The following is a 25,377-nucleotide window of genomic DNA, read 5'->3' as shown; positions in this document are numbered from 1 at the left end:
CGCCGCCGCGCCCCGCCCCCCCCCCCGCCCCCGCCCCGCACCCCGCCCGCGCCGCCGCAGCGCAGCATCGAAATGCCGTTTCCCCGCCTTGACTTTCGCTCGCCCGAATACGATCATTCGCTCACATAAAGAGCAAATGATCGTATTCGACAGGACCATCAGGCACGAACAGGAGACACCGGATGAGCGAATCGTCCTCCGCCCGCGCGCCCGTGCTGCTGCACATCGGCGCGGGCTCGTTTCACCGCGCGCACCAGGCGTGGTATCTGCATCGCGTGAATGCGGCCGTGCCGGCCGGCGAACGCTGGTCGCTGACCGTCGGCAACATCCGCGACGACATGCGCGCGACCCTGGACGCGCTCGCCGCGCAGCACGGCGAATACACGCTCGAAACCGTCACGCCGCAAGGCGAGCGCGCATACGAGACGATCCGCGCGATCACGCGCGTGCTGCCGTGGTCGATCGACCTCGCCTCGCTGATCGACGCCGGCGCCGATCCGGCGTGCCGGATCGTGTCGTTCACCGTCACCGAGGGCGGCTACTACCTCGACGAACACGACCGGCTCGACGTCGCGAACGCCGATCTCGCGGCCGACCTGCAGGGCGCGCGCACGACGCTGTACGGCGCGCTCGCGGCGCTGCTCGCCGAACGCATGGAACGCGGCGCGGGCCCGCTCACGCTGCAGAGCTGCGACAACCTGCGCAACAACGGCGCGCGCTTTCGCGCGGGGATGCGCGAATTCCTCGAACGGCGCGGCCAGGCCGGCCTGCTCGCGTGGTTCGATGCGAACGTCGCGACGCCGAGCGCGATGGTCGACCGCATCACGCCCCGCCCGACCGCCGACGTGCGCGAACGCGTGCGCGCGGCCACCGGCGTCGACGACGCATGCCCGGTGATGGGCGAATCGTTCATCCAGTGGGTGATCGAGGACCGTTTCGCGGCCGGCCGGCCGCGCTGGGAGCTGGCCGGCGCCGAACTCGTCGACGACGTGCACCCGTACGAGGAAGCGAAGATCCGCATCCTCAACGCGACGCACAGCTGCATCGCCTGGGCCGGCACGCTGGCCGGCTACACGTACATCCACGAAGGCACGCACGACGCGGCGATCCGCCGCCTCGCGCACGACTACGTGACACAGGACGTGATCCCGTGCCTCACCCCGAGCCCGCTCGATCTCGCGCGCTACCGCGACGTGGTGCTCGAACGCTTCGGCAATCCGTACGTGCTCGACACCAACCAGCGCGTCGCGGCCGACGGCTTCTCGAAGATCCCCGGCTTCATCGCGCCGACGCTCGTCCAGTCGTTCGCGCGCGGCGCGGCTCCGGTCGCCACCGCCGTGCTGCCGGCGCTGTTCCTGCGCTTTCTCGAACGCCGGGCGCGCGGCCTGCTGCCGTACGCGTACCAGGACAGCGTGATGGACGAAGGCGCCGCCCGCGCGATCGTCGAGGCCGACGACCCGGTCGTCGCGCTGTGCGCGAGCCGCCCGCTGTGGGGCTCGCTCGCCGGCAACCCGGCGCTGTTCGAGGCGCTGCGCGCCGGGCTCGCGCGGGTCGACGCATGGCTCGCGGCGCGCTGACGCGCATCCGGGCGAACCTGCCTTGGCACGTGCACGGCCGCGCGGCTAAAGTAGCGGCTCCCCACTGACGGAACGGATCGCTCATGTATCTCGGCATCGACCTCGGCACCTCGGAAGTGAAGGTGCTGCTGCTCGCCCCGGACGGCACGGTCGTCGGCACCGCCGGCTCGCCGTTCACCGTGTCGCGGCCGCATCCGCGCTGGGCCGAGCAGCATCCGGACGACTGGTGGCAAGGCACGCTCGCCGCGCTCGCCGCGCTGCGCGCACGGCATCCGCAGGCGTTCGCGCAGGTGCGCGGCATCGGCCTGTCGGGCCAGATGCACGGCGCGGTACTGCTCGGCCGCGACGACCGCGTGCTGCGCCCCGCCATCCTGTGGAACGACATGCGCAGCGCCGACGAATGCGCGCTGCTGACCGAACGCGCGCCCGATCTCCACGCACTGGCCGGCAATCTCGCGATGCCGGGTTTCACCGCGCCGAAACTGCTGTGGGTCGCGAAACACGAAGCCGACGTGTTCGCGGCGACCGCGTGTGTGCTGATGCCGAAGGATTACCTGCGGTACCGGCTCACCGGCGCGAAGGTGTCCGATCCGTCGGATGCGGCCGGCACGCTGTGGCTCGACGTCGCGCGTCGCGACTGGTCCGATGCGCTGCTCGCCGCGTGCGGGATGACGCGCGCGCAGATGCCGCGCATCGTCGAAGGCAACGCACCGTCCGGCACGCTGCGCGCCGACGTCGCGCGCGAGCTCGGGCTGTCCGAGGCGGTCGTGGTGGCCGGCGGCGGCGGCGACAACGCGACGAGCGCGCTCGGCATCGGCGCGATCCACGCGGGCGACGGGTTCGTGTCGCTCGGCACGTCGGGCGTGCTGAGCGTGGTCGGCGACCGCTTCATGCCGAACCCCGCATCGGCCGTGCATGCGTTCTGCCATGCGATTCCCGACCGCTGGCAATTGATGAGCGTCGTGCTGTCGGCCGCGAGCTGCCTGCGCTGGGTCTGCAAGCTGACGGGCACCGACGAGCCCGCGCTGCTCGCCGAGGTCGAGGCGCTCGACGCCGACGCGCTCGCGACGGCCCCGCTGTTCCTGCCCTACCTGTCCGGAGAGCGCACGCCGCACAACGATCCGTATGCGCAGGGCGCGTTCTTCGGGATGACGCACGCGACCGAACGCGCGCATCTCGGCTACGCGGTGCTCGAAGGCGTGACGCTCGGCCTCGCCGACGGCCTCGACGCGCTGCATGCGGCCGGCGTCGAGACCGACCAGCTGTCGCTGATCGGCGGCGGCGCGCGCAGCGCGTTCTGGGCGCAACTGATCGCCGATGCGCTGAACGTGCGCACGCGCCAGATCGGCGGCGGCGAAACGGGCGCGGCGCTCGGCGCGGCGCGGCTCGGGTGGCTGGCCGTCGGCGGCGATCCGCAGGCGGTGCTGACCAAGCCGCCCGTGCGCGCCGAATACGCACCGCACGCCGCGCGCCATGCGCTGCTGCGCGAACGCCTCGAGGCGTTCCGCTCGCTCTACCGTCACGTACGGCCGCTGTACGAGCCGTCGCGCGCACGGCTCGCATGAGCACCGCAGGTCGTGCGCGCCGGCCGGGGGCCGCGCGCGCGACATGCGGTACAGTGGATGCCGTCATGCGGCCCGCCGGCCGGGCCTGATCCGAACCGAATCGCTATCGTGTCCAAGTCCTCAGAAAAACTCGATCTCGCTACGCGTGCCGCGTGGCTCTACTACGTCGCGGGCGACACGCAGAACGAAATCGCCGAGAAACTCCAGGTATCGCGGCCCGTCGCGCAGCGCCTCGTCGCGTTCGCGGTCGAGAAGAACCTGATCCGCGTGCGCGTCGATCACCAGCTCGCCGACTGCCTCGATCTCGGTGCGCAGTTGTCGAAACGCTATGGCCTCGCGATGTGCGAGGTCGTGCCTGTCGATGCGGACGCGCCCGAAGCGATCGACCGCAAGCTCGCGGTCGCCGGCGCGCAGGTGATGGAGCGGTACCTGAACGAGACGCGGCCGATGGTGATCGCGGTCAGCAGCGGCCGGACGCTGAAGGCCGCCGTCGCGCAGATCGCGCAGATCGACCGCCGGCAGCACCGGCTCGTGTCGATGGTCGGCGCGATCGCGGCCGACGGTTCGTCGAACCGCTACGACGTCGCGCAATACATCTCCGAGAAAACCGGCAGCAAGCACTTCCTGCTGCCCGCGCCGCTGTTCGCCGACAGCGCCGCGGAACGCGCGCAATGGTGCAATCACCGGCTGTACCGGATCGTCGAGGCGCTGTCGGGCAAGGCCGACGTCGCGTTCGTCGGGATCGGCAACATCGGCCCGCACTGCCCGCTCTACGAAGACGGCTTCATCACCGAACAGGAGCGCGACGAGATGACCGCGCTCGGCGCGGTGGCCGAGCTGCTCGGCGTGCCGATCGACGCGCAGGGCCGGCTGGTCGACGTGTCGACCAGTGCGCGCGTGACGAGCGTGTCGCTCGCCACGCCGCCGAAGCGCCCGACCATCGCGTTCGCGGGCGGCCCGAAGAAACGCGATGCGGTGATCGCCGCGCTGCGCGGCGGCTGGCTGTCGGGGCTCGTCACCGACGAAACCTGTGCGCGGGCGGCGCTCGACGCGAAGGCGGCCTGACGCTGCAACCCCGCCCCTGGCCGGGCTCAGGCCGCGCGCGGCGCCGGAAACGCATGCCGGCTGGCGCGCCATGCGCCGACCCATGCGGCCGCCAGCAGTACCACGAGCACCCACGGAATCGCGCCCGCGCCCGTTGCGCCGAGCAGCATGCCGCCCGCGATTCCCCCTCCCGCGATCGCGAGATTCCACACCGTCACGAGCATCGACTGCGCGACATCGGCCGCCTCCCCCGCCGCGTTCGCGGTGGCCGTCTGGAACAGCGTCGGCGCGCCGCCGAACGCGAGCCCCCACAGCACGACACCCGCATAGACGGCCGCCATCCCGGAACCGGCGCCGAGCATCGCCGCCGCGAGCGCGAACAGCACAATGCTGGCAAGCGTCAGCCGTCGCTGCGCGGCACCGATCCAGGCGCCCGTCAGCGCGATGCCGGCCAGCGACGCGAGGCCGAACACGAGCAGCACCGCATCGACCTGCGCCCCCATCCGCACGCCCGCGAGAAACGGCGCGACATACGTGTACAGCATGTTGTGCGCGAGCACGTAAGCGAACATCACGGTCAGCACCGGCCGCACGCCGGGCAGCGTCATCACGCCGAACACCGGCTCGCGCGCGCCGGCCGGCTGCCCCGGATAGTCGGGCACGCGCGCGCGGATCCAGCCGATCAGCAGCAGCGCCGCGACCGTGATGCCCGCGAACGCGACGCGCCAGCCGAGCGCCGCACCGAGCGCGGTGCCGGCCGGAATGCCGATCGACATCGCGACCGGTGCGCCCAGCATCGCGACCGCGATCGCGCGGCCGCGCAGCGACGCATCGACCATCCGGCTCGCATAGCCGGCCAGCAGCGCCCACAGCAGCCCGGCCGCCATGCCCGCGACAAAACGCGCGGCGAGCGTGAGCGCGTAGTACGGCGACACGGCCGTCAGCGCATTCGACACGACGAAGCCGGCCAGCGCCGCGAGCAACAGGCGGCGCCGGCGCATCGCGCGCGTCGCCGCGACGAGCGGAATCGCCGCGACGATCGAGCCGAGCGCATACACGGTCACGAGCTGGCCGATCAGCGCCTCGGGCACGCGCAGGTCGACGCTCATCAGCGGCAACAGGCCGGCCGGCAACGCCTCGGTCAGGATCGTGATGAAGCCGGCCGTCGCCAGCGCCAGCAAATTCGCGACCGGCAGGCGCGCGCCCGCCTGCGGCGGCCGGGCGCAAACCTCGTCGCCGGTCGACGTGCAGTCGATCATGCCGCGCTCCCGGTATCGACGCCGTAGACCGCATCGCGCACGTCGATCACGATCCGCCCGTGCATGCCCTCGTACAGCGTATTGGTCAGCGCGACGACCGTGAGCCCGGCGGCGCGGTCGACGAACCACGCGTGCCCGTACGCACCGCCCCAGCGCCAGGTGCCGACCGACTCCGGCGACTGCGCGGCGACCGGATCGTGCAGCACCGAAAAACCGAGCCCGAAGCCGAAGCCGGGCGCATCCGGTAGCGCGTGCGCACCCGGCTGGATACGCGCCATTTCGTCGATCCATGCGCGTTCGAGCCAGCCGTCCCGGCCCGTGCGCAGCGCATCGAGCAGGGTCATGCAATCGCGCGCGGTGCCGACCATCCCCGCGCCGCCCGACGGCCACGCATCGGCGTCGAACGCGCGCGCCGGCTCGAAGCGGATGCCGATCGTGCCATCGAACACCGGCACGAGATCGGCGTCCGCCATCCGGCGCGGCGCGCCCGCCGTGCTCACGTAAGGCGTCGCGACGCGGGTGGCGTCGTGCGCGACGAATCCGGTGTTGGTCATCGTGAGCGGCGTCGTGACGAGCGCGGCCACCGCGTCGGCCAGCGGCCGCCCGTCGACCGCCTCGATCAGTGCGCCGACCACGTCGATCGCGAGCGAATAACCCCACGACGTGCCGGGCGCGAACTGCAGCGGCACGCTGGCGATGCGCGTCAGGTTCTCGGCAAGGGACAGACCCGAGCGGTCCATCCCGTCGGACACGCCGGCACGCGCATACGGCCCCGCGCCGTCGGCTTCGAGGAACCGGTAGCCGAGACCGGCCGTATGCGACAGCAGATGACGCAACGTGATGACGGCGGGCGTGCCGTCGGGCAGCGCCGGGCGGAACGCGGGCAACCAGCGCGCGACCGGCTCGTCGAGGGCGATGCGCCCCGCCGCGACCAGCCGCATCGCGGCGGCCGTGACGATCGGCTTGGTGACCGACGCGAGCCGGAACAGCGTGTCCTCCCGCATCGGCGTACCGGCTTCGCGATCGGCAAGGCCGACGGCGCGCGCGTGGCGCAGCTCGCCGTGCCGCGCGACCAGCACGACCGCGCCGACCATGCGCTCGTCGGCAAGCGCGCGATCGAGCACCCGGTCGAGCCGGTCGCGCAGTGCGGAATCCGGTTCCGCCTGGAACGCGGTAGCAGGCAGGGATGACATGGCGTGACCTCATACGGTGAAGAAGCGTTCATCGTAGGGAGCCGACGCAGTAAGAAAAACCGGGTTAGAGTTCCGGACAATCCGGACGCTGGCGTCCGCAATCGGATACGTGCATGGAAAATCTCGGCGGCTTCGTCGTGTTCGTTCAAGTCGCGGAAACGCGCAGCTTCGTCGCGGCCGGACGCGCGCTCGGGCTGTCGGCGTCGGCAATCGGCAAGCGCATCGCGCGGCTCGAGGCGCGCCTGAGCGTGCGGCTGTTTCACCGCAGCACGCGCAGCATCACGCTGACGGCCGAGGGCGCGCGCTTTCTCGAACGGTGCCGGCGCGTGCTCGCCGAACTCGACGCGGCCGAGCAGGAACTGACGCACAGCGCCGGGGCGCCGCGCGGGCGGCTGCGCGTGAGCCTGCCGACGATCGGCACGCTGCTGCTGCCGGTGCTCGCCGATTTCATGGCCGCGTATCCGGAAATCGAACTCGACATCGATTTCAGCGACCGCCTCGTCGACGTCGTCGACGAAGGGTTCGACGCGGTGCTGCGCACCGGCCAGCCGTCGGATTCGCGGCTGTCGTCGCGGCTGCTCGGCCATTTTCGCCAGCACCTCGTCGCGTCTCCCGCCTATCTCGACCGGCACGGCACGCCACGCACGCCGGCCGATCTCGCGCAGCACCGCTGTCTGCATTACCGCTTCCCGAGCAGCGGCAAGCTCGAAATCTGGCCGCTGCGCGTGCCGCGCGCGGGCGCGCCGCCGGAGGTGCCCGTCTCGATGGTCAGCAACAGCGCGGAAGCACGCCTGTGCTTCGCGCTGCGCGGGCAGGGCATCGCGTGCCTGCCCGTGTTCTTCGTGCGCGACGCGCTCGACGACGGCACGCTGCGCGCGGTGCTCGACGAGCATGTCGCGAGCTGCACGCCGATCTACGTGCTGTGGCCGTCGGGCCGCCACCCGACGCCCAAGCTGCGCGCGTTCGTCGACTACATGGCCGCGCACCTGCCGCTGTGAGCGCGGCCGGCCGTCACGCGGCCTTCGCGTGCACGCCCAGCCGGCGGAATGCCTGCCCGTGCTCGTCGAACAGGTGGCAATGCTCGGCTTCCGCGTGCACGTGCAGCGCCTCGCCGGTGCGGTACGTGTCGAGCGGCGGAATCCGCGCGATCAGCCCGTCCGGCGCGACGGCCGACTCCGCATACAGATACGCGGCGTCGCCGAGCGACTCGACGGCCATCGTCCGCGCGGCCACGCCGGCAGCCGCGGCCCCGACCTTCAGATGCTCGGGCCGCACGCCGACCGTCACCGCCGCGCCGCGCTGCAGCCCCGCTGCTTCGACCGCGGCGCGCTGCGTCTCGCCGCTGTCGAAGCGCACGAGCACGCCGCCCGCATCGACCGACTCGACCGTGCCCTTCAGGAAGTTCATCTTCGGCGAGCCGATGAAGCCCGCGACGAACTGGTTCGCCGGCGCGTGATACAGCGTGTTCGGCGTGCCGACCTGCTGCACCGCGCCGCCCGACAGCACGACGATCTTGTCCGCGAGCGTCATCGCCTCGACCTGATCGTGCGTCACGTAGATCATCGTCGTCTTCAGCTCGTCGTGCAGCCGCGCGAACTCCAGCCGCATCTTCACGCGCAGCGCCGCGTCGAGGTTCGACAGCGGCTCGTCGAACAGGAACACCTTCGGCTTGCGCGTGATCGCGCGGCCGATCGCGACGCGCTGCCGCTGCCCGCCCGACAGCTGCTTCGGCTTGCGATCGAGCAGATGGTCGATATGCAGGATCTTCGCGGCCTGCTTCACGGCCTGGTCGATCTCGGGCTTCTTCGCGCCCGCGAGCTTCAGGCCGAACGCCATGTTGTCGTACAGCGTCATGTGCGGATACAGCGCATACGACTGGAACACCATCGCGATGCCGCGCTTCGCGCTCGGCACGTCGTTGACCTTCGCGCCGTCGATCAGCAGGTCGCCGCCCGAAATGTCCTCGAGGCCCGCGATCATCCGCATCAGCGTGGATTTTCCGCAGCCGCTCGGGCCGACGAACACGACGAATTCGCCGTCGGCGATGTCGAGGTTCACGTTGCGCAGCACTTCGGTCTCGTCGTAGCGCTTCGCGATGTTGCGCAGGAGCACGCTTGCCATGGTCTGTCTCCGTTCGTTCGTGATGCGCCGCGTCGAACGCGGCGCCCAATCCTTCGTAGTGGCTAGCCCGGCAGCACCGCGCCGGTCGCCTGCCAGCGCGCGACGTAGCCGGGCAGCTCGTGCATGTCGTCGAATACGTGACGCGCGCCGATCCCGCGCAGCGCGTCGATCTGCGCGGCCGACGCATGCCCGCCGCCGATGAAGCCGAGCACGGTCATGCCGGCCGCGGCCGCCGCCGTGATGCCGGTCACGCTGTCCTCGACGACCAGGCAGTGCGCGGGCGCCACGCCGAGCGCGCGCGCGGCCGCGAGATACACGTCCGGCGCCGGTTTCGGCCGCGCGACGGCATCCGCGCAGAACAGCCGGTCGCCGAAGAAGCGCGCGAGCCCGGTGCGTGCGAGTGCGGCCTCGACGTAGGCGCGGTAGCTGTTGCTCGCGCAGGCGGTCGTCAGCGCGATCTCGGCCAGCGCCGTGTCGATGCCGTCGACCATCGGCGCGTTGACGGCCGCCGTCTCGACCGCCGCGCGAATCGCGACGATGTCGTCGTTCGTCAGCGTGCGGCCGAGCGCGTCGCATGCGCCGGCCAGCACGCGCTCGATGCGCAGCCCGAGCAGCGGCATCACGGCCGGCCGCGACGCCACGCCCGGCCAGCGTGCGTCGAGTTCGCGCACGAGCACGTCGGCGGCCACCGCCTCGCTGTCGATCAGCACGCCGTCGCAGTCGCAGATCAATACGTTCGCCCCCTGGCCGGCCGCGCTCATTTGACGGCTCCGAACGTGAGCCCGCGCACGAGCTGCTTCTGCGACAGCCAGCCGACGATCAGGATCGGCGCGACCGCGAGCAGGGACGCCGCGGACAGCTTGGCCCAGAACAGCCCCTCGGGGCTCGAGTACGACGCGATGAACACGGTCAGCGGCGCGGCGTTCGAGCTCGACAGGTTGATGCTCCAGAACGCCTCGTTCCACGACAGGATCACGAGCAGCAGCGCGGTGGACGCGAGCCCGGGCAGCGCCATCGGCATCAGCAGGTAGACGATCTCCTGCCACGTCGACGCGCCGTCGATGCGCCCGGCTTCGAGAATGTCCCGCGGGATCTCGTTGAAGTACGTGAAGGTCATCCACACCGCGATCGGCAGGTTGATCAGCGTATAGACGATCACGAGCCCCGACACGCTGTCGAGCAGCCCCGCGTTCTTCCACAGCAGGTAGATCGGCACGAGCACCCCGACCGACGGCATCATCTTGGTCGACAGCATCCACAGCAGCACCTTCTGCGTGCGCCGGGTCGGGAAAAACGCCATGGCATACGCGGCCGGTACGGCGAACAGCAGCGAGATCACCGTGACGCCCGCCGAGATCAGCACCGAATTCCACGCGAACGCGAAGTAGTTGCTGCGCGCGAACACCTCGCGAAAGCTGTCGAGCGTCGGCACGAAGAACAGCGTCGATGCGTACGCCTGCTGCTCGGTCTTGAACGCGGTGATCGCCATCCAAAAGATCGGGAAGAACAGCAGCAACGCGATCAGCCACGCGAGCAGGCCGGGCAGCGCGCGCCGCGCGAGGTCGAACACGGCCGGCGTGCGCCGGCTTGCGAAGGTCAGGTCGCTCATTTCTCGTACTCTCCCTTCAGGTTGCGCGCGAGCATCCGCACGAGGAAGAACGACACGACGTTCGCGACCACGACGGCGATGATGCCGCCCGCGGACGCGAGGCCGACGTCGAACTGCTGCAGGCCCAGCGCATAGATCAGGTACGACAGGTTGGTCGTCGCGTCGCCGGGGCCGCCGCCGGTCGTCGTGTAGATTTCCGCGAAGATCGACAGCAGGAAGATCGTCTCCATCATCACGACCACGGCAACCGCGCGCTTCAGGTGCGGCAGCGTGATGTAGAAGAACATCGCGACCGCGCCCGCGCCGTCGATACGCGCGGCTTCCTTCTGCTCCTGGTCGAGCGACTGGATCGCGGTGAACAGGATCAGGAACGCGAACGGCAGCCACTGCCACGCGACGATGATGATCACGGCGGTAAGCGGGTAATCGGCGAACCAGTCGATCGGCGTCATCCCGAGCGCGCGCATCGCGTTCGCGACGAGCCCGTACACCGGGTGCAGGATCATGTTCTTCCAGATCAGCGCGGACACCGTCGGCATCACGAAGAACGGCGCGATCGCGAGCAGGCGCGCCACGCCCTGCCCGTAGAACTTGCGGTCGAACAGCACGGCCATCAGCACGCCGCCGATCACCGTGATCGCGAGTACCGCGCCTATCAGCACGAGCGTGTGCCAGATCGCGGGCAGGAACGACGGATCGGTCGCGAGGAAGCGGTAGTTGTCGAGCCCCGCGAACCCCTTCACGTCGGGGTTCAGCAGGTTGTAGCGCGAGAACGAATACCAGATCGTCATCGCGAGCGGAATCGACATCCACAGCAGCAGCACCGCGACGGACGGCGAGACGAGCCAGCTCGCGCCGCCGCGCGCGCGGCGCGGCGCGCCGGGCGGCGACGACGCGTCGCCGACCGGCTGCGCTTGGCTCAGGGGAAGACGCAGGTGACGCATGATCGGAGTCCCTCCGGTTGATGCGCGGGCATGCACGGCCTGCCCGCCGTTCGGCTGCGACGACGCGCACCGTGCGCAACGGCGCACGGTGCGCGCCGCGTTACTTCCTGTAGCCGGCCTGCCGCACCGCGCGGTCGGCCGCGGCCTGCCCGGCGGCGAGCGCCTGGTCGACCGTCATCTGGCCCGCGACCGCGCCCGCGATCGACTGGCCGACCACCGTGCCGAACGACTGGAATTCAGGAATCCCGACGTACTGCACGCCCGTGTACGGCACCTTCTTCAGCGACGGATCGTTCGGATCGGCCGTCTCGATCGCCTTCAGCACGAAGTCCGAGAACGGCGCGGCGGCCTTGTACTCGGGGCGCTGATAGGTCGACGTGCGCGTGCCCGGCGGCACCGACGCCCAGCCTTCGTCCTTGCCGACCATCTCGACGTATTGCTTCGACGTCGCCCACGCGATGAACTTGCGCGCGGCGTCCTGTTGCTTCGACGTCTTCGGCACGGCCAGCGCCCACGCCCACAGCCAGTGCGAACCCTTCGGCGTGACGGCGACCGGCGCGGCCGCGAAACCGATCCTGTCGGCCACCTGCGACTGCTGTTTGTTATAGAGCATGCCGGCCGCGACCGTCGCGTCGATCCACATCGCGCACTTGCCCGATGCGGTCAGGGTCAGGTTCTCGTTGAAGCCGTTCGAGCTCGCTCCCGGCGGGCCGTCCTTCTTCAGCAGGTTCACGTAGAACGTGATCGCCTTCTTCCACTCCGGCGACGTGAGCTGCGCATTCCAGTTCTCGTCGAACCAGCGGCCGCCGAACGTGTTCACGACCGTCGACACGTATGCCATGTTCTCGCCCCAGCCGGCCTTGCCGCGCAGGCAGATCCCGTAGGTGCCCTTCGCCTTGTCGGTAAGCTTGTCCGCGAACTCGGCGATCTGGTCGTAGGTCGGCTGGTCGGGCATCTTCAGCCCCTTCGCCGCGAACAGGTCCTTGCGGTAGAACGTCATCGAGCTTTCGACATAGAACGGCAACGCATACAGCTGGCCGTTGTACGACAGGCTGTCGCGCGCGGTCTTCACGATGTCGTTCAGGTCGTAGTCGGCGGGCAGGCCCGTGATCGGCGCGAGCCAGCCGCGCTTGCCCCACTGCGGCGTCTCGTAGGTGCCGATCGCCATCACGTCGAACTGGCCGCTGCCGGTCGTGATGTCGGTGGTCGCGCGCTGGCGCAGCACGTTCTCCTCGAGGATCACCCAGTTCAGCTTGATGTCGGGGTTCGCCTTCTCGAAGGCCGGCGACAGCTTCTTCAACTCGATCATGTCGGGGTTGTTCAGCGTCGCGATCGTCAGCGTACCGGCCGACGCGGCGCAAGCCGCCGTCGCGAGCGCGGCGCCGGCGAGGCAGCGGGCGGCCGCGTCGAGCATCTTTCGTTGCATGGCATGTCTCCTGTGATTGTTCGAAGTGTCGTCGGTCTTGCGTCGGTCCTGCATCGTTTTCTTCACGGCCGTCATGCCGGCCGCTGCATGCCGCACGCGCGCGCATAGTGCGCGATCACGTCGCGTATCCGGTGGCGCACCCATGCGCGCGGCTCCGTCGCGAGGCCGCCCGCGCGGCACGCCGCGTACACGTCCGGCAGCCACTGCGCCACGAGCGTCTCGGGCGCCGGCTGCCGCGCGAGGTTGTCGAACAGCTGCTCGACGGCGGCCGCGACGGCCGGCTGCAGCCAGTAGTAACGGATCCGGTCGCTGTAGCTGAACTGGCGCGCGAGCCGCTGCTCGGTTTCGTCGCCCCGGTAGTACGGCGCCCAGTGCTCGGGCTGCGCGCGCATCGCCGCGTCGACGACGTCGCGCAGTTGCGAGCGCTGCGCGGCGTCGCCGATCAGCGCATCCTCGATGAACGTCAGCGCGAACAGCGCCTCGCGCAGCGCGAACGTCAGCGCGGGGCCGACCTTCAGCACCGCGAAATGGTCGCGCACCAGCGCGGCGAGCGCATCTTCCGTCTGGTAATCGGTCGAATGAGCCTCGAACACGAGCCTTGGCGTCTGCAGGATGCTCGCGCCGAGCGACGCCGCCTTCGTGCTGTCGTAATCGAGCACGTGGCGATCGTCGAAATCGACGCCCGGCTGCGCGACGATCGCGACGACGCGCGTCCACGCATCGTCGAGCCCGGCCGCCGCGAACGCGCGGCGGTGCGCGTCGAGCGTCGCCGCGACGCTGTCGCCGCGCGTGACTTCGATCCGCGCGACCGCTTCGCCGCCCTGCTCGCCGCCGACTTCGCCGCCCGGGGTCGGCACTTCGGTGCCGATCACGTAGACCGGCGCGCTACCCGTGCGCCGTGCCGCGTGTTCCGCTGCATGGCACAGCTCGACCGCGCGCGCGGCGATCGTGCGGTCGTCGAGCCGTGCCGGGTCGTCCGCGCACGCCATGCTCGCATCGAGGTGGATCTTTTCGAAGCCCGCCTCGACATAGGCGGCGACCATCCTGACGGCCTCGCGCATCGCGTCGGCCGCGCGGCGATGCCGCCACGGGTTCGGGCCGAGATGGTCGCCGCCGAGCACGAGCGCCGACGGCGCGAGCCCGCAGCGGGCGGCAATCGCGTCGACGTCGCGACGGAAATCGGCCGGCGTCATGCCGGTATAGCCGCCGAGATGGTTCACCTGGTTGCAGGTCGCCTCGATCAGCAGCGGCGAACCGTCCGCGCGCGCGGCTTCGCACGCGGCCTCCAGCACGAGCCGGTGCGCGCTGCAGACCGCATAGATGCCGCGCTGCGCGTCCGCGCGGTTCGCATCGAAGATCATCCGCAGCACGGTGTCCGCATGCGCGGTGCGCGGGCGTTCGGCGAGGGTCGTCAGGCCGGGCATGCGATACCTCGTTCGGTCAGGAAACGGTCGATCTCGGCCGCGCTGCTGTTGCCCTCCATCGGGCCGCGCCGGGTGACCGCGAGCGCGCCCGCCGCATTCGCGCGGCGCAGCGCGACGTCGACCGGCAGGCCCGCGACGAGGCTCGCGACCAGCGTGCCGCCGAAGCAGTCGCCCGCGCCGGTCGGGTCGAGTTCGTCGACCGGAAACGCCGGCGCCTCGGCCCGGCTCGCGCGGTCGAACGCGGCGCTGCCCGCGGCGCCGCGCTTCAGCACGACGCGCTCGAGCAGCGGACGCGTCGCCAGCAGGCCGGCGATCGCGCGCTCGGCCGGCTGCGGCCCGCAGAAGAACGGCAGGTCGGCCTCGCTCGGCAGGAACAGGTGGCATGCATCGAGCATGGTGTCGAGCGCCGCACGCATCGGGCGGAAGCTCAGCATCTCGGGGCGCACGTTCGGATCGAACGACACTTTCGCGCCGACGCGCGCGGCCTCGATCACGCCGCGCTGGACAGCCGCGATCGCCGATTCGCTCGTCAGCGACGAGCCCATCACGTGGAAATAGCGGCAGCCGTCGAACATCGCGGCATCGACGTCGGCGGCATCGACGCAGGCGGCCGCGCTGGTGGACAGCGTGAAGACGAAGCTGCGCGAACCGTCGTCGCGGTACGCGACGAACGCGGTGCCGGTCGGACGTGCGACGCGGCGGATGCGCGCGACGTCGACGCCGTCGCGGGCGAGCCGCGCGACGATCGCATCGCCGAACGCGTCGCGGCCGACGCAGCCCGCATACGCGACGCGCGCGCCGAGCCGCGCGGCCTGGTCGGCGAAGATCGCCGGCGCGCCGCTCGGGAACGGCCCGGCGAACAAGCCGGGCGTGTCGAAGCCCTGGCCGCGCTCGGCGGCAACGAATTCGGCGAGCAGCTCGCCGGCGACGACGATCTCGGCCATCAGGCGTACCCTCTTCGTTCGGCGGGGGCCGCTTCGTCGCGGGCCGGCCGGCAGGTGGCGCGTGCGAGCGTCGCCATCTCAGCTCATCCAGTTGCCGCCGTCGACGTTCAGCGTCTGGGCGGTGATGTAATCGGCGTCGGCCGACGCGAGGAACAGCGCGGCGCCCGTCAGGTCGCCCGGCACGCCCATGCGGCCGAGCGGCACGGCTTCGCCGACGAGCCGCTTCTTCTCGCCGAGCGGCCGGTTCTCGTAGCGGGCGAACAGCGCGTCGACCTGCTCCCACATCGGCGTGTCGACGACGCCCGGCGCGATCCCGTTCACGTTGATCCGGTGCGGCGCGAGCGCGAGCGCGGCCGACTGCGTATAGCTGATCACCGCGGCCTTGGTCGCGCAGTAGTGCGAAACGAGCGCCTCGCCGCGACGACCGGCCTGGGACGACATGTTGACGATCTTGCCCCCGCGCCCCTGCTCGACCATCCGCTGAGCGACGGCCTGCATCAGGAAGAACAGCCCTTTCACGTTGACCGAGAACAGCCGGTCGAACACGTCCCACGATTCGTCGAGGATCGGGCGCATGTCGAACAGCGCCGCGTTGTTGAACAGGATGTCGACGCCGCCGAAGCGCTCGACCGCCGTGGCGACGATCCGCCCGATGTCGTCGCGCCGCGTGACGTCGGCGGTGACGGCCACCGCGCGGCCGGGGTTCGCCTCGATCAGGCGCGCGAGCGAGCCGCCTGCCGGCTTCACGTCGACGAGCACGCAGCGCGCGCCCTCGTCCAGATAGCGTTGCGCGACCGCCTCGCCGATGCCGCTTGCGGCGCCCGTCAGGATCGCGACCTTGTCTTCCAGTCTCACTGGCTGTCTCCGGTTCGTTCTGCACTACGACGGTTGCGAGGTGAGCGAACGCTCGTCAACCGATCAATTGCTCTGTTAGTGATCGAATGATCGGATACGCGCATCGCGCTGTCAAGGCGACGCAACGGCTTTCTATGACGCGCTGCGGCACAACGGCGCATGACGGCGGCCCGCGCCGCGCGCCCGGCAAGGCGCGGCGCGAACGGTGCGGTGCGGCCGGACCGGGGCGGAAAGGACGGCGCGGGAACGGAACGGGGAATTCGCGCTGCACGGCGCGGCGATACGTTATATCATCGCGATACTGTGTTTCATTGCCTGCTTCACGCCATGGCTACCTCATCGCCCATCGACGCCCGGCTCTCCCGGGCCGATACCTTCGCTGCCGAGCACGGACTCGCATGGACGCCGCTGCGCCGGCAGGTCTACGAACGCGTGCTGGCCGCGCAGCGCCCGATCGGCGCGTACGACCTGCTCGCCGAGCTCGAGCCGCAGCGTGGCCGCGTGCCGCCCACGACCGTCTACCGCGCGCTGGATTTCCTCGTCGAGCACGGCTTCATCCACCGGATCGAATCGAAGAACGCGTTCTTCGCGTGCTGCGAGATCGGCGTGCCGCATGAAGGCCAGTTCCTGATCTGCGATTCATGCGGCGACACCGTCGAGATTCCCGGCGGCGACCTCGCGAAGCAGTTGTCCGCGAGCGAGCCCGCACACGGTTTCGAAGTCCACCACCAGGTCGTCGAGCTGAGCGGCCTGTGTGGGCACTGCAAGCGCAAGCCCGCGCAACGCTGACGCGTCTCGCGCGGTGCCCGCACCGCCCTATCCAACGAGGAGTTCCATGTCCATTGCCCTGAAGCGCGCGCCGCGGCGTGCCCTGTCGCCTGTCCGCTGGCTCGCCGCCGGCGTTGCCGCCCTGTCGCTCGCGGCGCCCGCGTTCGCGCTGGCCGCAACCGTCAACGTCGTGGCCGCCGAGAATTTCTACGGCGACGTCGTGTCGCAGATCGGCGGCAGCCATGTCGCGGTAACGAGCATCCTCAGCAATCCGGACCAGGACCCGCACCTGTTCGAGGCGAGCCCGAAGACGGCCCGCGCGCTGCAGCACGCACAGGTCGTGATCTACAACGGCGCCAACTACGATCCGTGGATGAGCAAGCTGCTCGGCGCGTCGAAGCAGGCGAAGCGCGCGACGATCGTCGTCGCCGATCTGGTCGGCAAGAAGGCCGGCGACAACCCGCACCTGTGGTACGACCCGGCGACGATGCCGGCCGCCGCGCGCGCGATCGCGGCCGAGCTCGGCCGCGCCGACCCGGCGAACAAGGCCGAATACGACGCGAACCTGCAGAAGTTCGTCGCGTCGCTGAAGCCCGTCGACGACAAGGTCGCCGCGCTGCGCGCGCAGTACAAGGGCGTGCCGGTGACGGCCACCGAGCCCGTGTTCGGCTACATGTCCGACGCGATCGGCCTCGACATGCGCAACCAGCGCTTCCAGCTCGCGACGATGAACGATACCGAGGCGAGCGCGCAGGACGTCGCCGCGTTCGAGAACGACCTGCGCAAGAAGCAGGTGCACGTGCTGATCTACAACAGCCAGGCCGAGGAACCGATGACCAAGCGCATGCTGAAGATCGCACGCGACGGCGGCGTGCCGACCGTCAGCGTCACCGAGACGCAGCCGGCCGGCAAGACCTTCCAGCAATGGATGGCCGGCCAGCTCGACGCGCTCGCCGGTGCGCTTTCCGCCGGCAGGAAATAAGCGCCGCCAGCACATGACCGCCACTCCTCACGCACTTGCCGTCGATCGCGTCACGCTCGAACTGGGCGGACGCACGATCCTGCGCGACGTCAGCTTCTCGATCGAACCCGGTGAATTCGTCGGCGTACTCGGGCCGAACGGCGCGGGCAAGACCACGCTGATGCGCGCAGTGCTCGGCCTCGTGCCCGTGTCGAGCGGCACGCTGTCGGTCGGCGGCGTGCCGGTCGTGCGCGGCAACGCGTCGATCGGCTACATGCCGCAGATCAGGAGCGGCCTCGCGAACCGCCGGATGCGCGGCTACGACTTCGTCGCGATGGCTGCCGACGGCCACCGCTGGGGGTTGCCGCACGCGAGCGCGGCGACGCGGCGCGAAGTCGACCGCGTGCTCGATCTCGTCGGCGGCCCGACGCTCGCGCGCCGGCCGCTGTCGGAACTGTCCGGCGGCGAGCGCCAGCGCCTGCTGCTCGCGCAGTGCCTGCTCGGCAATCCGAAGCTGCTGCTGCTCGACGAACCGCTGATCAGCCTCGACCCGAACCACCAGCGCGGCGTCGTCGAACTCGTGCGCAACGTGCAGCGCGAGCTCGGCATCACCGTGCTGTTCTCCGCGCACGAACTGAATCCGCTGCTGAACGCGCTCGACCGCGTACTGTATCTCGGCAACGGCGTCGCGGCGCTCGGCACCGTCGACGAGGTGATCACGAAGCCCGTGCTGTCGCGGCTCTACGGTTCGCCGATCGACGTGATGCGCGTGAACGGCAAGATCTTCGTGATGTCGGGCGACGTCGAGATCGAGAAGCACGACCACGAACACGAGGACGACGACGGTCACTCGCACGGCGGCGGCGGTCACGGCCACCACCACCACGGACACGCTCATCCCGGGCATTCGCACGATGTTTGAATACGACTTCATGATCAACGCCTTCGCGGCGTCGGGAATCGTCGCGGTGCTCGCGGGCATCGTCGGCTACTTCCTGGTGCTGCGCGGGCAGACCTTCGCCGGCCATGCGCTGTCGCACGTCGGCTTCACCGGCGCGACGGGCGCGGTGCTGCTCGGCGTCTCGCCGATCTGGGGGATGGTGGGCTTCACGCTCGCGGCCGGGATCGGGATGGGCGCGCTCGGCGAGAAGCTCGCGGGCCGCGACGTCGCGATCGGCGTGATCCTGTCCGGCGCGCTCGGCTTCGGCTTGCTGTTCCTGCATTTCTATACGTCGTTCGCGACGCAGGTCACCGCGCTGCTGTTCGGCAACGTGCTCGCGGTCAGCCATGACACGCTCGCGGTGCTGGCCGGCATCGGCGCGGTGAGCCTGCTCGCGCTCGCGCTGATCGCGCGGCCGCTGCTGTTCGCGTCGCTGCAGCCCGAACTGGCCGAAGCCAAGGGCGTGTCGCTGCGCACCGTGTCGATGCTGTTCCTCGCGGTGTGCGCGCTTGCGGTGGCCGCGGCGACGCAGATCGTCGGCGTGCTGCTCGTGTTCACGCTGCTGGTCGGGCCGGCCGCCGCCGCGCAGAACGTCACGACGCGGCTGTCGACCGGCGTGCTGCTCGCCGCGCTGTTCGCGTTGCTCGAGGCATGGCTCGGCATCGTGCTCGCGTATCACACCGACTGGCCGACGAGCTTCTGGATCACCGCGCTGTCGGCGCTCGTGTACGGCGCGAGCCTGTTGCGGCGCGCCTGATCGCCGCCCGGCAACCATGAAAACGCCGGCGTGCCCGAGGGCCGCGCCGGCGTTTTTTTCATGCGTCGGCGATCGTGCCGGCGCGCCGCATACGCGGCCTGCCGCCCTGCCCGCCTATCGCGCGAGCACGCGCGCATGATGCGCGACGTGATCGGCGACGAACGTCGCGATGAAGTAGTACCCGTGGTCGTAGCCCGGATGGCGGCGCAGCGTCAGCGGCTGGCCGGCCTTCGCGCACGCGGCTTCGAACACGTCGGGGTTGAGCTGGTTCGCGAGAAACTGATCGGCGAGGCCCTGATCGACGAGAATGCCTTCCGCGAACTTCGGCGCATCCGCGCGCGCGACGAGTTCGCTCGCGTCGTGCACCTTCCATGCGTCGCGATCGTCGCCGAGGTAGCCCGAGAACGCCTTTTCGCCCCACGGGCAGCGCGTCGGCGCGGCGATCGGCGCGAACGCCGACACCGAGCGGTACAGGCCGGGATGGCGCAACGCGAGCGTCAGCGCGCCGTGCCCGCCCATCGAGTGGCCGAAGATCCCGAGCCGCGCGCCGTCGATCGGCAGCTCGGCCGCGACGAGCGCGCGCAGCTCGTCCGTCACGTACGACTCCATCCGGTAGTGCCCGGACCACGGCGCCTCGGTCGCATCGACGTAGAAACCCGCGCCGACGCCGAAGTCCCACGCGTCGGTCTCGCCCGGCACGCCGGCGCCGCGCGGGCTGGTATCCGGCATCACCAGCGCGACGCCGTGCTGCGCCGCGTATTGCTGCGCGCCGGCCTTGATCGCGAACGTCTCGTCGGTGCACGTGAGCCCCGCGAGATAGAACAGCGCCGGCACGCGCCCCTGCGCGGCTTGGGGCGGCAGGTACACCGAGAACTTCATCGGCAGGCCGATCGCCGTCGAATCGTGACGGTAGAAACGCTGCTCGCCGCCGTGGCATGCATGCGAGGAAAGGAGTTCGAGCATCGCGGTGCGCTCCCGGTCAGTACAGGACGACCGAGCGGATCGACTCGCCGGCCTTCATCAGGTCGAAGCCTTCGTTGATCCGCTCGAGCGGCAGCGTGTGCGTGATCAGGTCGTCGATGTTGATCTTGCCTTCCATGTACCAGTCGACGATCTTCGGCACGTCGGTGCGCCCGCGCGCCCCGCCGAACGCCGACCCCTTCCATTCGCGGCCCGTCACGAGCTGGAACGGGCGCGTGCCGATTTCCTCGCCGGCCGCGGCCACGCCGATGATGAACGACTGGCCCCAGCCCTTGTGCGTGCACTCGAGCGCCTGGCGCATCAGCTTCACGTTGCCGACGCATTCGAACGAGTAGTCGGCACCGCCGTCGGTCAGCTGCACGATGTGGTCGACCACGTTCTCGACTTCGTTCGGGTTGATGAAGTGCGTCATCCCGAACTTCTTCGCGAGTTCGACGCGCTTCGGATTGATGTCGACGCCGATGATCTTGTCCGCGCCGACCATCTTCGCGCCCTGGATCACGTTCAGGCCGATCCCGCCGAGGCCGAACACGACGACGTTCGCGCCCGCCTCGACCTTCGCCGAGTAGACCACCGCGCCGACGCCCGTCGTCACGCCGCAGCCGATGTAGCAGATCTTGTCGAACGGCGCGTCCTCGCGCACCTTCGCAACCGCGATTTCCGGCACCACGATGTAGTTCGAAAACGTCGACGTGCCCATGTAGTGGAACAGCGGCTTGCCGTCGAGCGAGAAGCGCGACGTCGCGTCGGGCATCAGGCCCTTGCCCTGCGTCGCACGGATCTTCTGGCACAGGTTGGTCTTGCGCGACAGGCAGAACTTGCACTCGCGGCATTCGGGCGTGTAGAGCGGAATCACGTGGTCGCCCTTGCGCACGGTGCCGACGCCGGGGCCGACATCGACCACCACGCCGGCGCCTTCATGGCCGAGGATCGCCGGGAACAGCCCTTCCGGATCGGCGCCCGACAGCGTGTAGTAGTCGGTGTGGCAGATGCCCGTCGCCTTCACCTCGATCAGCACTTCGCCCGCGCGCGGCCCTTCCAGATCGACTTCCTCGATCGTCAGCGGGGCGCCCGCCTTCCATGCAATCGCGGCTTTCGTCTTCATCGTGTCACTCCTGTCTGTGTGTCGGGTAGATCCGGTTCGGCGTCGCGGCGCTCGTGTCGAGCGGCGGGATAACCAGGCGCGGACGAGCGCCCCGTGCTTCGCGCGGGGCGCCATGCAACGCTGTCGAAACCGGGCCGCGCGGCACCGCGTGCGGCCCGGAGAAGCAATCTCGCGCTCGCCATGATGGCGGGTCCCGCCACGCCTCGCGTGCGGGAAACGGTCGCCGGCTTGCCACGATGCGTCATCGCTGACGCAAATGAACAAGTGCGGGAGTTTAAACACCCGCCATGAACCATGCATCCGCGCGCGCGTACAGATCGAGAAAACGGGCGTGGCGCGCGGCCAGCAAGCGATCGTCGCGTGGCGCGGCGACCGGCGATGCGGCCGGCGCCAGCGCACGCAACGCGTCTTCGCGCCAGTGCCCGACGGCCACGCCCGCGAGCAGCGCGGCGCCGCGCGTCGCGGCGTTCGGACAGTCGATCGCCTGCAGCGAGGCGCCCAGCGCATCGGCAAGCAACTGGCGCCAGCGCGGGTCGACCGAGCCGCCGCCCGCGAGGCGCAGCGTCGTCACCGGATCGCCGCGATCGGCGTCGCGGATCGCATCGAGCCCGGCGCGCAACGCGAACGCGACGCCTTCGAACGCGGCGCGCATCATCGCGCCGCGCGTGTCGCCGAGCCCGAGGCCGAGCCAGCCGCCGCGCGCATCGGGGTTCATCCACGGCGAACGCTCGCCGGTCAGGTACGGCAGGAAGCACAGGCGTTCGGACGCCGGTTGCGCGAACGCATCGTCATACGCATCGGCCCATTGCGCGTAGCCGAGCCAGCCGCGCACGGCTTCGAGCGCGAGCCCCACGTTCTGCATCGCGGCCATCGTGTAATAGCCGCCGCCGGCCACCGCGCGATAGCGGTGCAGCCCGCGCCGCGCGGGCGGCAGTGCGTCCGCGAGCACGACGATCTGGCCGCCGCTGCCTGTCGTCAGCAGCGCGTCGCCGGCCGCGGCGAGCCCGCTGCCGAGCGCCGCGCATGCGGTGTCCGCCGCGCCCGTCGCGAGCGGCACGCCGGCCGGCAAGCCGAGCGCGGTCGCGGCCGGCACGCCGAGCACGCCGCAGCGCGCGGTGGACGGACGCACCGGCGCAAAGCGGTCGGCGGGCAGGCCGAGCGCCTCGATCAATGCGATGTCCCACACGCCGTCGGGGGCCGCGAGCGCGGTTGCGCAGGCGTCGCTCGGATCGGCGGCGACGTCGCCGCCCAGCGCGATGCGCAGCCAGTCCTTCGGCTGCACGGCGTGGCGCGCGGCCCGCAGCGCATCGGGCTCGTGCGTCGCGAGCCAGCGCAACAGCGGGCCGGCCATGCCGGGCGCGACGGGGTTCGGCGCGGCGGGCCAGCCGGCCGCATCCGCCTCGCGCACCGCGCGCGTGTCGGGCCACAGCAGCGCGGGCCGCACCGGTTGCCCGGCCGCGTCGATCAGCACGACGCCGTGCATCTGCCCCGAGAACCCGATCGCCGCGACCTGTGCGCGCTCGTCGGCCGGCAGCCGTGCGGCCGCACGCACGAGCGCCCGCCACCACGTGTCGGGCTCGATCTCGGCCCAGCCGGGTTGCGGCGACGACAGCGCATAAGGTTCGCTCGCGACCGCGCGCTCGACGCCGTCGGCATCGAGCGTGACGAGTTTGACGGAGCCGGTGCCGAGGTCGATTCCAAGCAGGCGCATGACGTGGGAGCGAATTCGAATGAACGGATATCGATGATAACGGGATCGTAATGCGCGCCCCGTTTTTTACCGGCATCGCGGCAGGTTGTCGGCACGGTCTTCAACCGGGTATCACCCGGCTGCACCTTGCCGGCCCGGGCGGCGTTTCGCGGGTTAACCCGGCGCGATTTTTCAGCGGCACTTTTTGCCACTATGCCGCCGGCCCGATACACACCATAAAGCGGCCTATATTTGACACGGGGGCCCGCGCTATTTTGAAGGGCTATAAAACCGGGAAACCTCACTCCTGCGGCACTTTCCCGATGATCGACACCCTGTTTCATGCCGAAATGGCATATCGAACCAGCAAAGAACGGAATAGAACCCAGCGCTCTTGTTGCATGGATTCAATCCGAATAACTTCGTATCACCCCGAAAACAAGATCATGGAGTGAGACAGATGCAATCGAACACGGTCCATCCGTGCGATGAGGTGCTGCCGACCGGCAAGCTGGTAACGCTTGGCCTGCAACACGTCCTCGTCATGTACGCCGGCGCTGTCGCCGTGCCGCTTATCGTCGGCGGCGCGCTCAAGCTGCCGAAAGACCAGATCGCGTTCCTGATCAGCGCCGATCTGTTTTCGTGCGGCATCGCCACGCTGATCCAGACGCTCGGCCTGTGGATCTTCGGGATCCGCCTGCCCGTCATCATGGGCTGCACGTTCGCGGCCGTCGGCCCGATGATCGCGATCGGCACCAACCCCGGCCTCGGCATTCTCGACATCTTCGGCTCGACCATCGCGGCCGGCATCATCGGCATCGTGCTGGCGCCGATGATCGGCAAGCTGCTGCGGTTCTTCCCGCCTGTCGTCGTCGGCACCGTGATCGCGGTGATCGGGCTGTCGCTGATGGAAGTCGGCATCAACTGGGCGGCCGGCGGCGTCGGCAACCCCGAATACGGCAGCCCCGTCTATCTCGGCCTGTCGCTGCTCGTGCTCACGCTGATCCTGCTGATCAACAAGTTCGGCCGCGGCTTCATCGCCAACATCTCGGTGCTGCTCGGCATCGTCGCGGGCTTCGTGATCGCGTTCGCGCTCGGCCGTGTGAACACCGAAGGCGTGTCGCTCGCACCGTGGGTCGGCTTCGTGATGCCGTTCCACTTCGGCTGGCCGCACTTCGACCCGCTGTCGATCGCGACGATGGTCACGGTGATGTTCGTCACGTTCATCGAATCGACCGGCATGTTCCTCGCGGTCGGCGACATGGTCGATCGCCCGGTCGACCAGGAGCGCCTCGTGCGCGGCCTGCGCGTCGACGGCCTCGGCACGCTGATCGGCGGCATCTTCAACTCGTTCCCGCATACGTCGTTCTCGCAGAACGTCGGCCTGATCGGCGTGACGGGCGTGAAGAGCCGGTTCGTGTGCGCCACGGGCGGCGTGATCCTCGTGCTGCTCGGCCTGTTCCCGAAGATGGCGCAGGTGGTCGCATCGGTGCCGCCGTTCGTGCTCGGCGGCGCCGGGATCGTGATGTTCGGGATGGTCGCGGCGAACGGCATCAAGGTGCTGTCGAAGGTCGACTTCGTGAACAGCTCGCACAACCTGTTCATCGTCGCCGTGAGCGTCGGCATGGGCCTCGTGCCGGTCGTGTCGCCGCACTTCTTCTCGAAGCTGCCGCCCGCGCTCGCCCCGATCCTGCACAGCGGCATCCTGCTCGCATCGGCCACCGCCGTGATCCTGAACATCGTGTTCAACGGCGTGAAAGGCGAGAAGGATGCGCGCTGCGACATCCGCCGCGCCGGACACGACTTCGACGGCCGCCCCGCCGACGTGCACCACTGATCACGGCGCGCCGGACAACGGTGCGAAGCGCTGACGAAAACGCCACGGCATGCCGTGGCGTTTTTTTCTGGCGGGCGTCGTCGCGGCGCGAAGGGCGCGCTCATCCGGGCATCGTTGGGAACACGAGCCGCCGGTCGCGCGGCATGGGCGGATCGATTTGCAGGCCGAAGCATTGCGATCTGTCAGCGTTCGATCTGTCAGCGTTCGATCCATCAGCGTCGCGAAGGACCGGCACGGCTGCGCATGATTCGACGGCCCCAAAAGAAAACGCCACGGACTCGGTCGTCCGTGGCGTTTTCGTTTCCGCGTACAGACAGAAGCGGTTTCCCGCCCCTGCCCCGCGTCAGGCTCAGCCGTTCGCCGCTGCTGCCGACGCA

Annotated in this window: 23 protein-coding genes; 9 read left to right on the top strand and 14 right to left on the bottom strand. The window is 69.9% G+C overall.

The window, feature by feature from the left end:
- Window positions 1–182: 182 nt before the first annotated feature.
- The 3 genes from dalD (at window position 183) to GQ56_RS0136580 (ending at window position 4,207) form a co-directional block, all read left to right on the top strand.
- Window positions 183–1,577 (top strand): D-arabinitol 4-dehydrogenase, encoded by a 1,395-nt coding sequence (dalD, locus tag GQ56_RS0136590; protein ID WP_031403362.1) that lies wholly within the window; start codon window positions 183–185, stop codon window positions 1,575–1,577.
- An 83-nt stretch (window positions 1,578–1,660) separates the two neighbouring features.
- Window positions 1,661–3,142 carry a xylulokinase gene (xylB, locus tag GQ56_RS0136585; RefSeq protein WP_031403361.1) on the top strand — a complete coding sequence of 494 codons (1,482 nt, stop codon included), beginning with the start codon at window positions 1,661–1,663 and terminating at the stop codon, window positions 3,140–3,142.
- A gap of 57 nt (window positions 3,143–3,199) precedes the next feature.
- Window positions 3,200–4,207, top strand: coding sequence for a sugar-binding transcriptional regulator (locus GQ56_RS0136580; protein WP_075123097.1), 1,008 nt, complete (start codon window positions 3,200–3,202; stop codon window positions 4,205–4,207).
- 26 nt (window positions 4,208–4,233) lie between these two features.
- Here GQ56_RS0136580 and GQ56_RS0136575 read toward each other — a convergent pair whose 3' ends face one another.
- Together GQ56_RS0136575 and GQ56_RS0136570 are read right to left on the bottom strand one after the other, a co-directional pair.
- Complete coding sequence (locus GQ56_RS0136575; RefSeq protein WP_031403359.1) at window positions 4,234–5,445, bottom strand: MFS transporter; 1,212 nt, start codon at window positions 5,443–5,445, stop codon at window positions 4,234–4,236.
- The gene (locus GQ56_RS0136570) at window positions 5,442–6,638 is read right to left on the bottom strand and encodes a serine hydrolase domain-containing protein (RefSeq protein WP_031403358.1); all 1,197 of its coding nucleotides are present in this window, start codon (window positions 6,636–6,638) and stop codon (window positions 5,442–5,444) included. The genes GQ56_RS0136575 and GQ56_RS0136570 overlap by 4 nt, the downstream gene beginning before the upstream one ends.
- A 113-nt stretch (window positions 6,639–6,751) precedes the next feature.
- On the opposite strand from GQ56_RS0136570, the gene GQ56_RS0136565 reads away from it, so the two are divergent.
- Window positions 6,752–7,636 carry a LysR family transcriptional regulator gene (locus GQ56_RS0136565; protein ID WP_031403357.1) on the top strand — a complete coding sequence of 295 codons (885 nt, stop codon included), beginning with the start codon at window positions 6,752–6,754 and terminating at the stop codon, window positions 7,634–7,636.
- Window positions 7,637–7,649: 13 nt separating this feature from the next.
- On the opposite strand, the gene GQ56_RS0136560 is transcribed toward GQ56_RS0136565, so the two are convergent.
- From GQ56_RS0136560 to GQ56_RS0136525, 8 genes are all read right to left on the bottom strand, one after another.
- Window positions 7,650–8,759: an ABC transporter ATP-binding protein gene (locus tag GQ56_RS0136560; RefSeq protein WP_031403356.1), complete on the bottom strand. Its 1,110-nt coding sequence runs from the start codon at window positions 8,757–8,759 to the stop codon at window positions 7,650–7,652.
- 62 nt (window positions 8,760–8,821) lie between these two features.
- Complete coding sequence (locus GQ56_RS0136555; protein ID WP_031403355.1) at window positions 8,822–9,520, bottom strand: HAD family hydrolase; 699 nt, start codon at window positions 9,518–9,520, stop codon at window positions 8,822–8,824.
- Window positions 9,517–10,368: a carbohydrate ABC transporter permease gene (locus tag GQ56_RS0136550; RefSeq protein ID WP_031403354.1), complete on the bottom strand. Its 852-nt coding sequence runs from the start codon at window positions 10,366–10,368 to the stop codon at window positions 9,517–9,519. The genes GQ56_RS0136555 and GQ56_RS0136550 overlap by 4 nt, the downstream gene beginning before the upstream one ends.
- Window positions 10,365–11,312, bottom strand: coding sequence for a carbohydrate ABC transporter permease (locus GQ56_RS0136545; RefSeq protein WP_031403353.1), 948 nt, complete (start codon window positions 11,310–11,312; stop codon window positions 10,365–10,367). The genes GQ56_RS0136550 and GQ56_RS0136545 overlap by 4 nt, the downstream gene beginning before the upstream one ends.
- 100 nt (window positions 11,313–11,412) lie before the next feature.
- Window positions 11,413–12,738: an ABC transporter substrate-binding protein gene (locus GQ56_RS0136540; protein WP_031403352.1), complete on the bottom strand. Its 1,326-nt coding sequence runs from the start codon at window positions 12,736–12,738 to the stop codon at window positions 11,413–11,415.
- A 71-nt stretch (window positions 12,739–12,809) separates the two neighbouring features.
- Window positions 12,810–14,162 (bottom strand): D-tagatose-bisphosphate aldolase, class II, non-catalytic subunit, encoded by a 1,353-nt coding sequence (locus tag GQ56_RS0136535; protein WP_031403351.1) that lies wholly within the window; start codon window positions 14,160–14,162, stop codon window positions 12,810–12,812.
- On the bottom strand, window positions 14,150–15,106 hold the full coding sequence (locus tag GQ56_RS0136530) for a sugar kinase (RefSeq protein ID WP_031403350.1): 957 nt from the start codon (window positions 15,104–15,106) through the stop codon (window positions 14,150–14,152). Before GQ56_RS0136530 ends, GQ56_RS0136535 begins: the two co-directional genes overlap by 13 nt.
- Before the next feature lie 78 nt (window positions 15,107–15,184).
- Window positions 15,185–15,961 (bottom strand): L-iditol 2-dehydrogenase, encoded by a 777-nt coding sequence (locus tag GQ56_RS0136525; RefSeq protein ID WP_031403349.1) that lies wholly within the window; start codon window positions 15,959–15,961, stop codon window positions 15,185–15,187.
- A 327-nt stretch (window positions 15,962–16,288) separates the two neighbouring features.
- Between GQ56_RS0136525 and GQ56_RS0136520 the strand changes: the two genes are divergently transcribed.
- The 4 genes from GQ56_RS0136520 to GQ56_RS0136505 are packed head-to-tail and all read left to right on the top strand — an operon-like array spanning window position 16,289 to window position 19,387.
- Entirely contained in the window at window positions 16,289–16,750 is a 462-nt protein-coding gene (locus GQ56_RS0136520; protein ID WP_031403348.1) for a Fur family transcriptional regulator, read from the top strand.
- 46 nt (window positions 16,751–16,796) lie between these two features.
- Complete coding sequence (locus tag GQ56_RS0136515) at window positions 16,797–17,711, top strand: metal ABC transporter solute-binding protein, Zn/Mn family (protein WP_031403347.1); 915 nt, start codon at window positions 16,797–16,799, stop codon at window positions 17,709–17,711.
- Between the two features lie 13 nt (window positions 17,712–17,724).
- Window positions 17,725–18,612 carry an ABC transporter ATP-binding protein gene (locus GQ56_RS0136510; protein ID WP_031403346.1) on the top strand — a complete coding sequence of 296 codons (888 nt, stop codon included), beginning with the start codon at window positions 17,725–17,727 and terminating at the stop codon, window positions 18,610–18,612.
- A complete protein-coding gene (locus tag GQ56_RS0136505; protein WP_031403345.1) occupies window positions 18,605–19,387 on the top strand; it encodes a metal ABC transporter permease in 783 nt (260 codons plus the stop codon). The genes GQ56_RS0136510 and GQ56_RS0136505 overlap by 8 nt, the downstream gene beginning before the upstream one ends.
- 114 nt (window positions 19,388–19,501) lie before the next feature.
- On the opposite strand, the gene fghA is transcribed toward GQ56_RS0136505, so the two are convergent.
- From fghA to GQ56_RS0136490, 3 genes are all read right to left on the bottom strand, one after another.
- Window positions 19,502–20,350, bottom strand: coding sequence for an S-formylglutathione hydrolase (gene fghA / locus GQ56_RS0136500; RefSeq protein ID WP_031403344.1), 849 nt, complete (start codon window positions 20,348–20,350; stop codon window positions 19,502–19,504).
- A 16-nt stretch (window positions 20,351–20,366) separates the two neighbouring features.
- On the bottom strand, window positions 20,367–21,473 hold the full coding sequence (locus tag GQ56_RS0136495; RefSeq protein ID WP_031403343.1) for an S-(hydroxymethyl)glutathione dehydrogenase/class III alcohol dehydrogenase: 1,107 nt from the start codon (window positions 21,471–21,473) through the stop codon (window positions 20,367–20,369).
- A gap of 274 nt (window positions 21,474–21,747) precedes the next feature.
- Window positions 21,748–23,184, bottom strand: a complete 1,437-nt coding sequence (locus GQ56_RS0136490) for a xylulokinase (RefSeq protein WP_031403342.1) — start codon at window positions 23,182–23,184, stop codon at window positions 21,748–21,750.
- A 439-nt stretch (window positions 23,185–23,623) separates the two neighbouring features.
- Here GQ56_RS0136490 and GQ56_RS0136485 point away from each other — a divergent pair, with 439 nt between their 5' ends.
- Window positions 23,624–25,000 carry a nucleobase:cation symporter-2 family protein gene (locus tag GQ56_RS0136485; protein ID WP_031403341.1) on the top strand — a complete coding sequence of 459 codons (1,377 nt, stop codon included), beginning with the start codon at window positions 23,624–23,626 and terminating at the stop codon, window positions 24,998–25,000.
- On the opposite strand, the gene GQ56_RS45160 is transcribed toward GQ56_RS0136485, so the two are convergent.
- The gene (locus GQ56_RS45160) at window positions 25,001–25,213 is read right to left on the bottom strand and encodes a hypothetical protein (RefSeq protein ID WP_152601967.1); all 213 of its coding nucleotides are present in this window, start codon (window positions 25,211–25,213) and stop codon (window positions 25,001–25,003) included. It lies immediately after the preceding gene.
- Window positions 25,214–25,377: the final 164 nt, after the last annotated feature.

Origin of the sequence: Burkholderia paludis (assembly GCF_000732615.1) — a bacterium.
GTDB lineage: Bacteria > Pseudomonadota > Gammaproteobacteria > Burkholderiales > Burkholderiaceae > Burkholderia > Burkholderia paludis.
The sequence above is the reverse complement of the archived record's forward strand: the minus strand, read 5'-3'. Positions and strand labels throughout refer to the sequence as shown.